General features: G+C 71.5%; 12 protein-coding genes and 1 pseudogene. 8 read left to right on the forward strand and 5 right to left on the reverse strand.

Annotated elements, in window-relative coordinates; translation table 11 throughout:
- Positions 1-366: 366 nt before the first annotated feature.
- On the reverse strand, positions 367-1650 hold the full coding sequence (gene tyrS / locus ACL02O_RS31900; RefSeq protein WP_412821908.1) for a tyrosine--tRNA ligase: 1284 nt from the start codon (positions 1648-1650) through the stop codon (positions 367-369).
- Between the two features lie 267 nt (positions 1651-1917).
- Between tyrS and ACL02O_RS31905 the strand changes: the two genes are divergently transcribed.
- From ACL02O_RS31905 to ACL02O_RS31920, 4 genes are all read left to right on the forward strand, one after another.
- On the forward strand, positions 1918-2298 hold the full coding sequence (locus ACL02O_RS31905; protein ID WP_412821909.1) for a PaaI family thioesterase: 381 nt from the start codon (positions 1918-1920) through the stop codon (positions 2296-2298).
- A 98-nt stretch (positions 2299-2396) separates the two neighbouring features.
- Positions 2397-3623, forward strand: coding sequence for an NRAMP family divalent metal transporter (locus tag ACL02O_RS31910; protein ID WP_412821898.1), 1227 nt, complete (start codon positions 2397-2399; stop codon positions 3621-3623).
- On the forward strand, positions 3620-4000 hold the full coding sequence (locus tag ACL02O_RS31915) for a hypothetical protein (RefSeq protein ID WP_412821899.1): 381 nt from the start codon (positions 3620-3622) through the stop codon (positions 3998-4000). Before ACL02O_RS31910 ends, ACL02O_RS31915 begins: the two co-directional genes overlap by 4 nt.
- Entirely contained in the window at positions 3987-4304 is a 318-nt protein-coding gene (locus ACL02O_RS31920; RefSeq protein WP_412821900.1) for a PRC-barrel domain containing protein, read from the forward strand. The genes ACL02O_RS31915 and ACL02O_RS31920 overlap by 14 nt, the downstream gene beginning before the upstream one ends.
- Before the next feature lie 9 nt (positions 4305-4313).
- Here ACL02O_RS31920 and ACL02O_RS31925 read toward each other — a convergent pair whose 3' ends face one another.
- The 3 genes from ACL02O_RS31925 to ACL02O_RS31935 all read right to left on the reverse strand — a co-directional run bounded on the left by ACL02O_RS31925 (position 4314) and on the right by ACL02O_RS31935 (position 7168).
- On the reverse strand, positions 4314-5678 hold the full coding sequence (locus tag ACL02O_RS31925; RefSeq protein ID WP_412821901.1) for a hemolysin family protein: 1365 nt from the start codon (positions 5676-5678) through the stop codon (positions 4314-4316).
- Between the two features lie 132 nt (positions 5679-5810).
- The gene (locus ACL02O_RS31930; RefSeq protein ID WP_412821902.1) at positions 5811-6434 is read right to left on the reverse strand and encodes a hypothetical protein; all 624 of its coding nucleotides are present in this window, start codon (positions 6432-6434) and stop codon (positions 5811-5813) included.
- A 107-nt stretch (positions 6435-6541) separates the two neighbouring features.
- Entirely contained in the window at positions 6542-7168 is a 627-nt protein-coding gene (locus ACL02O_RS31935) for an acyltransferase (RefSeq protein WP_412821903.1), read from the reverse strand.
- A 274-nt stretch (positions 7169-7442) separates the two neighbouring features.
- Here ACL02O_RS31935 and ACL02O_RS31940 point away from each other — a divergent pair, with 274 nt between their 5' ends.
- From ACL02O_RS31940 to ACL02O_RS31955, 4 genes and pseudogenes are all read left to right on the forward strand, one after another.
- A complete protein-coding gene (locus ACL02O_RS31940) occupies positions 7443-8585 on the forward strand; it encodes a Gfo/Idh/MocA family protein (protein ID WP_412821904.1) in 1143 nt (380 codons plus the stop codon).
- Positions 8582-9547: an NAD-dependent epimerase/dehydratase family protein gene (locus ACL02O_RS31945; RefSeq protein WP_412821905.1), complete on the forward strand. Its 966-nt coding sequence runs from the start codon at positions 8582-8584 to the stop codon at positions 9545-9547. The genes ACL02O_RS31940 and ACL02O_RS31945 overlap by 4 nt, the downstream gene beginning before the upstream one ends.
- Entirely contained in the window at positions 9544-10683 is a 1140-nt protein-coding gene (locus ACL02O_RS31950) for a DegT/DnrJ/EryC1/StrS family aminotransferase (protein ID WP_412821906.1), read from the forward strand. The genes ACL02O_RS31945 and ACL02O_RS31950 overlap by 4 nt, the downstream gene beginning before the upstream one ends.
- Positions 10684-10725: 42 nt before the next feature.
- Positions 10726-11358: pseudogene (locus tag ACL02O_RS31955) on the forward strand (transposase); the annotation flags it as partial.
- Between the two features lie 27 nt (positions 11359-11385).
- On the opposite strand, the gene ACL02O_RS31960 reads toward ACL02O_RS31955, so the two are convergent.
- The coding region (locus tag ACL02O_RS31960) for a DUF7336 domain-containing protein (protein WP_412821907.1) at positions 11386-11722 on the reverse strand (337 nt) is incomplete at its 5' end.

Here is an 11722-nt window from a genome sequence, read left to right on the forward strand (position 1 = left end):
CGGTGGTTTCTGCCGTGTCAAACCGCTGTTTCGCGGTTTATCAGGCTTCCACCCTTTATCCGGGCACCCCGATTCGACCGACTTCCGTCGGGCGTTCCGAGGATTTCAGCAGGACGGCCGCTGCGGTTTCCCGCTCACTCGTCCGTGTCCCTGCCGGCCGATAACCTTACCCGGTCGGTTTCGCCTCGCCAAATCCGCCTCCCGGCGAACTTGGGGCACCACCCGGTTCTCAGGTTCTGCGCTCCGGCCGCTCAGGTCTTTCGCCCTGTTTCGTCCGTTCCGCGCTGACAGAGGAAAAGTTACGCGCCCAGCGGTTTGATCGTCAAATCCGCTGGGCGCGTCCCGCGTCACACTGTCGACGTACGGCTATTTGCGCAGCTCAACGCCGGCGAAGGAGCGCTTACCCCGGCGCAGCACCAGGTACCGACCGTGCAGCAGGTCCGCCGGCGACACGGTGGCGTCCACCTCGGAGATGCGGGTGTTGTTGACGTACGCGCCGCCCTCGGCGATCACCCGCCGGGCCTCCTTCATGCTCGGCACCAGGCCCGACTCCTTGAGCAGTCCGGCGACGTCCGGCAGCTCGTCGAGGTGGACCAGGCCGGCCTCGGTGAGCGCCGCGCGCAGGGTCTCCGGGGTCAGCTCGTCGAGCGCTCCCCGGCCGAAGAGCGCCTGGCTGGCTGCCACCGCCTGCGCCATCTCCCGCTCGCCGTGCACCAGGGTGGTCAGCTCCTCGGCCAGGGCGCGCTGGGCGAGCCGCCCCTGGGGGCGTTCCGCCGTGGCCTTGTCCAGCTCCTCCAGCTCCTCCCGGGAGCGGAAGCTGAAGTACCGCAGGTAGCGGGCGACGTCCCGGTCGTCGGCGTTGACCCAGAACTGGTAGAAGGCGTACGGGCTGGTCATCTCGGGATCGAGCCAGACCGCGCCGGTCTCGCTCTTGCCGAACTTGGTGCCGTCCGCCTTGGTGACCAGGGGCGTGGTGAACGCCTCCACCGGGCCGGCGCCGCGCCGACGGATGTAGTCCACGCCGGCGGTGATGTTGCCCCACTGGTCGGAGCCGCCGTACTGGAGCTGGCAGCCGTGCCGGCGGTGCAGCTCGAAGAAGTCGTTGGCCTGCAGCAGCTGGTAGCTGAACTCGGTGTAGCTGATGCCGGTCTCCAGCCGGGCCTTGACCACCTCGCGGGCCAGCATCTTGTTCACCGGGAAGTGCTTGCCGACGTCCCGGAGGAACTCGACCACAGACATCTCGCCGGTCCAGTCCAGGTTGTTGACCAGTTGGGCGGCGTTCTCCCCCTCGTACGACACGAACGGCGCGAGCTGGTCGCGGATGCGCCGGACCCAGCCGGCGATCACCTCGGGCGGGTTCAGCGTCCGCTCGGCGCTCTCCTTCGGGTCGCCGATCTGGCCGGTGGCCCCACCGACCAGCAGCAGCGGCCGGTGCCCGGCGAGCTGGAGCCGGCGGGCCATCACGACCTGCATGAGGTTGCCGACGTGCAGGCTGGGGGCGGTCGGATCGAAGCCCACATAGAAGGTGGCGCTCGGGCCGTCGAGCAGCGCGCGCAGCTCGTCGAGGCCGGTCGAGTCCTGGATCAGGCCCCGCCACAGCAGGTCTTCGGTCAGGGAGTCCCGCCCCTGCGGGAGGTTGCTGTCGGTCACGGTCACCGATTCTCCCCCATCCTCGGCCCGGGCCCGTACCGGGTTTGCCGACCGGGGGCGGCGACGTGGCCGTCGATCATGCCGGCGCGAGGTGGGGTCCGGGCGGCGGTCCGGCGCGGCGGAGGTGCGGCCGGGCACCCGTCCGGTGTCCGGACGAGCCGCGACCGCCGCCCACCGGCGCCGGGCCCGCCGCAGCCCGGACGGGGATCGGCAGGGCATGCCCTAGGCTGGCGGCGCCACCGAGCGCGAGGAGGGACCGCCGTGGAGATGCCGGACCTGACCGGGGGCTTCGTCGCCCTGCTGGGCCTGAAGTTCGACGAGGCCAGCGGGGACCGGGTGGTGATCCGCTGGCAGGTCCGCCCGGAGCTGCACCAGCCGTACGGGATCCAGCACGGCGGGGTCTACTGCTCGGTGGTGGAGACGGCGGCCAGCATCGGCGGCGCGCTCTGGCTGGGCGACAAGGGCAAGGTGGTCGGGGTGTCGAACCAGACCGACTTCCTCCGCGCGGTCCGCGACGGCGAGCTGACCGCGGTCGGCACCCCGATCCATCGGGGGCGCAGCCAGCAGCTCTGGCTGGTGGAGATCACCGACGAGAACGGCCGGCTGGTGTCGCGCGGTCAGGTGCGGCTGCAGAACCTGACCGGCTGAGCGGGCGGGCCGGGAGCGGCAGCCTGGCCGATTCGCCCGAAATGGGCGTCTAGCGCGGATATCGTCGCGTCGATGAGACCGCCCGCTCCCGACCCGACGTGAGGAAGCTGTTCGCCGCCACCCTGGGCGTCCTCTCCGCCATCGGCGGCTTCGTCGACATCGGCGACCTGGTGGCGGCGAGCCAGGCCGGCGCCCGCTTCGGGATGGCCCACGCCTGGGTGCTGCTCGTCGGCGTGGTCGGCATCTGCGCGTACGCCGAGATGGCCGGCCGGATCGCGGCGGTGAGCGGCCGGGCGGTGTTCGACCTGGTGCGGGAGCGGCTCGGGCCACGGGTGGCGCTGCTCAACCTGGTCGCCTCCTGGCTGGTCACCGTGATCACGCTCGCCGCCGAGCTGGGCGGGGTGGCCCTGGCGTTGCAGCTGGCCACCGGGCTCAGCTACCTGATCTGGGTGCCGGTGGCCGCGGTGGCGGTCTGGCTGGTGCTGTGGCGGATGCGGTTTGAGCTGATGGAGCGGGTCTTCGGCCTGGCCGGGCTGGCGCTGCTGGTCTTCGCGGTCGCGCTGTTCGCGCTCCCCACCGACTGGGCGCGGCTCGGTCACAGCGCGCTGCACGTCAGCTCCGCCAGCCAGGGCTGGTCGGTGTACTGGTTCGTGGCGGTGGCGCTGTTCGCCTCCACGGTCAGCCCGTACGAGGTGTTCTTCTTCTCCTCCGGCGGGGTGGAGGAGAAGTGGAGCGAGCGGGACCTGGCCCACGCCCGCTCGAACGTGCTGATCGGTTTCCCGGTGGGCGGGTTCCTGGCACTGTCGCTGATCGCCGTCGCCACGGTGGCGTACCACCCGTCGGGGACGTCGCTGGACACCTTGGCGCAGGTGGCCCGGCCGGTGGCGACCGCGCTGGGCGGGGCCGGGCTGGCCGTCGCGGTGCTGGCGTTCTTCGCGGTGACCTTCGGCGCCGCGCTGGAGACCGGGCTCTCCGCGGCGTACGCGGCGGCGCAGTACTTCGGCTGGCAGTGGGGCAAGCGGATCAGCCCCCGGGAGGCGGCCCGGTTCCACAGCGTGCTGCTGGTCAGTGTGCTGCTCGGGGTGCTGATGCTGATGACGACCGTGGACCCGGTGCGGCTCACCGAGTACATGCTGATCCTCAGCGCGGTGGTGCTGCCGCTGACCTACCTGCCGATCCTGGTGGTGGCCAACGACCGCAACTACCTGGGCGACCGCGTCAACGGGCGGTGGACCAACCTGCTCGGCACGCTGTTCCTGGTGCTCATCGTCGCCGCTTCGGTGGCGGCGATCCCGTTGGCGATCATCACGAGGATGGGACGATGAGGGTCCAGCTCGCCAAGCAACTGCTCGACCGCCAGATCGTGGACGTCGACGGCCGGCTGATCGGCCGGGTCGACGACATCGCGTTCGCCGTCGACGCGGAGGGCTTCCCGTACGTGGACTGCCTGCTCACCGGCCAGGGGGCGCTCGGCCAGCGGATCGGCGGCCGGATCGGGCGGCTGCTGGTGGCGTTCGCCGACCGGTTCACCGACCGGCCGCCGGTGCCGCCGCTGCGGATCCCGCTCGCCCAGGTCGCCCGCGTGGGCAGCGCGGTCTGGCTGCGCTGCCGCGGCCGTGACCTGCCGCCCTCGCCGGTGGAGACCTTCCTGCGCCGGCACCTCGTCGACCGGATCCCGGGAGCGCACCGTGCGAGCGGGTGAGCTGCTCGGCCGCACCGCGTACGACCTGCGCGGGCGGCGGCTGGGCCGGGTGGTCGACGTGGTGGTCCGCGGCGATTGGCCCCCGGAACGGCTCCGGATCACCGACGTGATCGTGGCGGGCCACTGGTGGACCCGGGTGACCAGCCGGCTGATCGGGCCCGAGCTGCACCCGTCAGGGCCGTGGCTGCTGCGCACGGCCACCCGGGTGCTGGGCCGCAGCACCTACCAGTTCCCTGCCGACTCGGTGCAGCTCCTCCCGCCGGTGCCCGGTTTCCCCTTCGGCACGCCGGGCGGGCAGGGCTGAGGCGCCGGGTCAGCTCCGGGCCCCGTCGAGCGCCGGGGCGTCGGCACCCTCGGTGTCCTCGGTGTCCTCGGTGTCCTCGGTGTCCTCGGCGGGCCGGTGGCGGCGGACCCGGCGGCGGACCCGGACCTCGGTGATGGCGTGGTGGTCGACGCCGCCGACCCCGAGGTCCCAGCCGTCCACCCGGACGGTCTCCCCCGGCACGGTGGGGATGTGCCCGAGGCAGCTGAGCACCAGCCCGGCGATGGTGGTGTAGTCGCCGGCCGGCCGGTTGGGCAGGTCGACACCGAGGTCGGTGAGGTCGTGCACGGGAAAGGTGCCGGGCAGGACCAGCGTGCCGTCGGGTTCGGTGCGGACCGAGCTGAGGTCCCGGTCGGTCTCGTCGTAGATCTCACCGACGATCTCCTCGAGGATGTCCTCCAGGGTGACGATGCCGTCGACCGCGCCGCGCTCGTCCACCACCAGGGCGATGTGCTGGCGTTCCGCCTTGAACTGGCGCAGCGCGTCGACCACCGGCAGCGAGTCGGGCAGCAGCATCGGCGGGCGGGCGATCTCGTCGACCGGCCGGTCGTCGGAGACGCCCACCAGGTCGCGCAGGTGGATCACGCCGACCGCCTCGTCCAGGCCGCCGTGCCGGACCACCGGGGCCCGGGAGTGGCCGGTCGCGGCGAGAACCAGCCGGGCGGCGTCCGCGGTCGTGCCGCTGTCCAGGGTGAAGACCTGCAACCGGGGTACGAGCACCGCCCGCAGCTGCCGGTCGGCGATCTCCACCGCGCCGGCGATGATGGTCCGCTGCTCCTTGGTGAAGCCGTGGTTGCCGGAAACGATGTCGCGCAGCTCGTCCGGGCCGATCTCGTCCGGCTGGTACTTCGGGTTCAGCCCGAAGAGGCGTACCACCAGGTCGCTGGTGGCGCCGAGGGCCCAGACGGCCGGCCGGGTCAGGGTGGACAGGAGGTCGAGCGGGCGGGCCACGACCAGCGCCCACCGCTCGGCGGACTGCATGGCGATCCGCTTCGGGGCCAGCTCGCCGAAGACCAGGGTGACGAAGGTCAGGGCCAGGGTGACCGCGACGATGGCGACCGTCTCGGCGGCGTCGCCGAGCACGCCGAGCAGCGGGACGAGCGGCTTGGCCAGGGAGACCGCCGCGGCGGCGGAGGCGAGGAAGCCGGCCAGGGTGATGCCGATCTGAATGGTGGCCAGGAACCGGTTCGGGTCCTTGGCCAGCCGGGCCAGGGTCCGGCCGCCGCGACTGGTCCGTTCCAGCCGCTGGAGCTGGCTGTCCCGCAACGAGACCAGGGCCATTTCGCTGCCGGCGAAGGCCGCGTTGACGATGACCAGAACCCCGACCAGGGCCAGTTGGCTCCAGTAGCTCTGCACGCCCGGTTCTCTCCCTCGAGCCCACCCGGGCCGGCCGCGCTGGCCGACCGGTCGCCGTCCGGGGACCGGCCGGCGTAGGCCCCTCTGTGCCCCGCCGGCGGCTCGCTGAATCCTGCCGGGACCGCCGCCGCGTCAGGCGGTCGTGGGGAGGTCCAGCACGTACGCGTCGCCCTCCGGGCGGAAGCCGAGCCGGTGGTAGTACGGGGCGACCATGCCGGGTGGGCTGACCACCCGGCGGAACCCCCGGTCGGTGAAGAGGCGGCTGCGCCGGTAGACGAACTCACCGGGGGTGAAGTCACGGAACGGCGGGGTCACGTAGTCCAGGTCGATCTGGGCGATTCCGCCGGCCTCGGCGTGCGACACCACGACGCCCACCACCTCGTCGGCGCGGACCACCAGGAAGGCCGAGCGGTCGGCGGTCGGGTCCCAGGTGAAGTCCGGGTTGAACCGGGCGATGTCGGCGGCGTGCACCCCCAGCGTGTGGGCCAGGAAGGCGTCCCCGGTACCCACCTCGACCACCTGGTAGGTCTGCTCGTCGTGCCGGGTGGCCAGCATCTTCCGCAGGTACCAGATGTTGATCACGGCGAGCACCACGTTCAGCCCGACCATGGGCAGGACCTGCACGGCGGCGTTGTAGCCGATCAGAATCAGGCAGCCGAGCAGGTTGAGGGCGCGCAGTCGAAGGATGCGCGTCTGCAGCAGCGACCAGACCAGCAGCGCGGAGCCGGCCCAGCCGACGAGTTCCAGCCAGTTCACCCGGGCGAGGGTAGCGCCCCGCCGGCCGGGGCCGGTCGGCGGGACGCACCCAACCCACCGGGGATCAACGGCCCGGGCCAGGATGCACGCCGCTCCCGCGGCGGCCGTCAGGCCGGGGTCGGTTCGGTCAGCCGCCCGTCGTCCTCGCAGTACCCGGCGCCGGTACGTGGGCAGATCCACCGGCCGTCACCCTTCGCGACGAGCGGCTCGCCCGCCCGGCCCACCCAGCCGACCCGGCGGGCGGGCACTCCGGCCATGAGCGCGAAGTCGGGGACGTCCCTGGTGACCACCGCGCCGGCAGCGATCAGTGCCCACCGACCGATCGTGACGGGCGCCACGCAGACGGCCCGCGCTCCGATCGCCGCACCCTCGCCGACCACCACACCGACCGCGGTCCAGTCGTCGCCGCTCTTGAGCCGCCCCTCGGGGGTGACCGAGCGCGGGTACTCGTCGTTGGTGAGCACCGCGGCCGGCCCGACGAAGACGCCATCGGCCAGTTCCGCCGGCTCGTACACGAGGGCGTAGTTCTGCAGCTTGACGTTGTCGCCCAGGCGGACGCCCGGCCCGACGTACGCGCCGCGACCGATGACGCAGTTCTCGCCGACCGAGGCGTGCTCGCGGACCTGCGCCAGGTGCCAGACGCGGGTGCCGGGACGGATGGTGGCCCGTTCGTCCACATCGGCCGTCGCGGCGATCCGCACCCCGTCGCGCGGCGCCGCGTGGGCGTCCGTCATCTCTCGTTCCTTTCCGATACGGCGATCTTTCGCAGAAAGACGGTAGACGTTCGGCAACAAGGCCAATGTCAGAAAGCTGACCCGGTGGCCGCAGAAGGAGCCATTCGAGGAGGTCGGGCAACCCAAACGGACCGGTCGACACCGGCGACACCGGCGGAATTCCGGGTCGGCGCTGGCGTACGAGAGGACGACGTCGATAGCTTGCCGAATGGACGTCACCACCAACGCGCCCCGTCAGCGAATGGTCCTGTCCTGACTAGCGAAACGGACATCCGTGAACTCATCGCACGCTGCCGCCGAGGAACCGATCGGTGTGGCCGTCATCGGCGCCGGTTACTGGGGGCCGAATCTTGTCCGCAACTTTCAGACCTCCGCCGAATTCCGGCTGCGCTGGCTCTGCGACCTCGATGTGCGCCGGGCCCAACGGGTGCTCGGTGACTACTCGACGGTCCGGGCGACCGACGACCTGACCACGGTGCTGGCCGACGACGACGTGCACGCGGTGGCCATCGCCACCCCGGCCGGTACCCACCTCGAGGTGGCGATGGCGGCGCTGCGCGCCGGCAAGCACGTGCTCGTGGAGAAGCCGCTCGCGGCCGGTGTCGCGCAGGGGCGCGAGCTGGTGGCGGAGGCGCAGCGGCGGGGTCTGTCGCTGATGTGCGACCACACCTACTGCTACACACCGGCGGTGCTGCGCATCCGCGAACTGCTGCGCGGCGGGGAACTGGGCGAGCTGCAGTACCTCGACTCCGTACGGATCAATCTCGGGCTGGTCCAGCGCGACATCGACGTGATGTGGGACCTGGCGCCGCACGACCTGTCGATTCTCGACTTCATCCTCCCGTCCGGCGTGGCCCCGGTCTCCGTCGCCGCACACGGCGCGGACCGGATCGGGGCGGGACGGGCCTGCGTCGCCTACCTGACGCTGCACCTCAACACCGGTGCGATCGCGCACATCCACGTCAACTGGCTCTCCCCGGTGAAGATCCGGACCGCGATCATCGGCGGGTCGAAGCGCACCCTGGTCTGGGACGACCTCAACCCCAGCCAGCGACTCTCGATCTTCGACCGCGGAGTGGACGTGGCCTCGGCGGAGGAACTCGGCGACGAGCAGCGCCGGGAGATGCTGGTGTCGTACCGCTCGGGCGACATGGTGGCGCCGGCGCTGACGGAGCGGGAGGCCCTGCGCACCATGGTCGAGGAGTTCGCGCGGTCGATCCGGACCGGCGCGCCCGCCCTGACCGACGGCCGGTCGGGTCTGCGGGTGATGGCCATTCTGGAGGCTGCCTCGCGCAGCCTCGCCGCGGGCGGAACAGTGGTCGATCTGAGTGAATGGACGGAAGTGGGCGGGCGAGTGAGCGAACCTGGTGCGGCAATGACGCAGGGCGGCGCGGAGCGAAGCGGAGCAACGGCATGAGCGCGGTGGAGACAGCCGGGGCACGGGCACTGGTCACCGGCGGCGCGGGCACCATCGGCTCCCATGTCGTCGACCAACTGGTCGCCAGCGGCGCGGCCGAGGTCGTCGTCCTGGACAACTTCGTCCGGGGCCGGCGGGAGAACCTCGCCCGAGCCCTGCCGCACGGCAGTGTCCGGCTCGTCGACGGGGACATCCGCGACGTGGCGCTGGTGCACGAGCTGACCCGGGGCATGGACCTGGTCTTCCACCTCGCCGCGATCCGCATCACCCAGTGTGCCGAGGAGCCCCGGCTGGCCAACGAGGTGCTGGTCGACGGGACCTTCAACGTGCTGGAGGCGGCGGCCGCCGCTCGGGTCCGCAAGGTCGTCCTCTCCTCGTCGGCCTCCGTGTACGGGCTCGCCGACGAGTTCCCGACCAACGAGCGGCACCACCCCTACCACAACGACACGTTCTACGGCGCGGCGAAGGCGTTCAACGAGGGCATGTTGCGCAGCTTCCACAGCATGTACGGCCTGGACTACGTCGCCCTGCGCTACTTCAACGTCTACGGTCCCCGGATGGACATCCACGGCCTCTACACCGAGGTCCTGATCCGGTGGATGGAGCGGATCGAGTCGGGGGTCCCCCCGCTGATCCTCGGCGACGGCCGGCAGACGATGGACTTCGTGCACGTCGCCGACATCGCCCGGGCCAACATCCTGGCCGCCCGCGCGGATGTCACCGACGAGGTGTTCAACATCGCCAGCGGCACCGAGACCAGCCTCCGGGAGCTGGCTCAGGCGCTCAGCGACGTGATGAAGTCCGACCTTGCCCCCGAGCACGGTCCGGCTCGCGCGGTCAACGGGGTCACCCGCCGGCTGGCCGACACCACCGCCGCGGCGGAGAAGCTGGGCTTCCGCGCCGAGATCGGCCTGCACGAGGGGCTTCAGGGGCTCGTCGACTGGTGGCGGGCGGAGAAGTGAGCGCCGCCCGCATCCCGGTGATGATCCCCCGCCTCGGCGAGGAGGAGGCACAGGCCGCCGCGGAAGCGGTGCGGTCGGGCTGGGTGGCCCAGGGGCCACGGGTGGCCCGGTTCGAGCAGGAGTTCGCCGCGCTGGTGGGTGCCGGCCACGGGGTGGCCGTCAGCTCCTGCACGACCGCGCTTCACCTGGCGCTGGTGGTGCTGGAGATCGGCCCGGGCGACGAGGTGATCGTGCCGTCGTTCTCGTTCATCGCCACTGCCAACGCGGTGCGCTACGTCGGTGCCACCCCGGTCTTCGCCGATGTCGACATCAGCACCGGCAACCTGACGGTGGCGACGATCGACGCGGTGCGCACGCCCCGCACCCGGGCGGTGATCGCGGTCCATCAGGGCGGTGTGCCCTTCGACGTCGTCGCGCTGCGCGACGCCGCCGACCGCTGGGGGGTGTCGCTGGTCGAGGACGCCGCCTGCGCCGCCGGCTCGACCGCGTACGGGCGGCCGGTCGGCTCCGGCGCGACGGTCTCGGCCTGGTCGTTCCATCCGCGCAAGCTGCTGACGACCGGCGAGGGCGGAATGGTCACCGTTGACGATCCGGAGTGGACCGTCCGGCTGCGCCGGTTGCGTGAGCACGGCATGAACGTCTCCGCGGCCGACCGTCACGCCAGCGCTCAGCCGCTGCTGGAGGCATACCTGGAGACCGCCTTCAACTACCGGATGACCGACATCCAGGCGGCGATCGGTCTCGTGCAGCTCGGCCGCCTCGCGGAGCTGGTGCGTCACCGGCGTGCGCTCGCGGCGCGCTACCACGAGCTGCTCGCGGACATCGAGGGTCTGGCCCCGGTTCGCGACCCCGGGTACGGCGAGACCAACTTCCAGTCATTCTGGGTGCTGATCGACCCGGAGTACGGAACGGGCCGCGACCAGGTGCTCGCCGAACTGGCCGCCACGGGAGTGTCGGCCCGACGGGGCATCATGGCCGCCCACCTGGAGCCGGCCTACGCCGACGTGGCGTCCGAGCCGCTGCCGGTGACCGAGCGGCTGACCCGCGACTCGCTCATCCTGCCGCTGCACCACGCGCTGACCGAGGACGACCAGGACCACATCGTGGCCGTGCTACGCAAGCTGGCGGGCCGGTAGGCCCAGTCGTCACGGGGTTGTCGAACCCCGGGCGGGCCCGCCCGCCGCGCCAAACTCGACCGGATCGAGCACGTCCTGGACCGCTTCCTCGACCGGACATTCGCGTTCGACGAGTTCGGCCCGCTCGGCATCCGCCCCACCGCCGGCTGCAGCTGGGCCGAGCAGGGACGGCCCGACCGACTCCCGGCGACCTACAAGCGCACCCACGGCGTGACCTACTTCCACGGCTGCTACTCGATCGGCGACGACACCCTGCGGGGCATCAACCGCCGCCGGAAGGGCACCGCGAACACCCTCGCCGCACTCCGTTCGATCCGCGCCGCCCGCCCCGAAGGCGCCCCGGTCTACGTGATCCTCGACGACCTGTCCGCCCACAACGGCAGGAAGATTCTGCGCTGGGCGAAGAACAACAACGTCCACCTGTGCTCCACGCCCAGCAACGCGTCCTGGGCGAACCCGATCGAGGCGCACTTCGGACCGCTGCGGCGGTTCACGCTCGCCAACTCGAACTATCCGAACCACGCGGTCGAGACCCGCGCGCTGCACGCTTACCTGCGCTGGCGCAACGCGAACGCCCGCCATCCCGACGTCCTGGCCGCCCAACGCAAGGAACGCGCGCGCATCCGCAGCGAAAAGGGCCTTCGCTGGGGAGGAAGGACATTCACCGAAGCGGCGTGCACGATCTGCCCTCTCCAGGGTCGCTCACCCGAAGGCCTCGACCGGCACGCGGACGATGCCCTCGGTCCAGTGGTCCTCATCGAGGTCGTACTCTCCGATCTGGAAGCAGTCTGGCTCGTCGGCGAAGCCCGGTAGAAGACGCGCGCGGCGGATCCGCTCTTCGACCACGGCCTCGGAGGAGTAGATGCCGAGCAGCTTGACGTCGTCGCCGTCCTGCTCGTTGATGAACACGCCCTCGTCGTCGAGGTGAATCGTCTCGTCGTTGGGGCCGGCTTCGTTCTGGTGGCTGATGTGCCAGAGGGGATAGACCTTCACGGGCGCAGGCGACCCCGGGCCCATCCGGTGAACGTTCCCGGTCAGA

The sequence above is a fragment of the Micromonospora mangrovicola genome (genome assembly GCF_047200535.1).
GTDB lineage: Bacteria > Actinomycetota > Actinomycetes > Mycobacteriales > Micromonosporaceae > Micromonospora.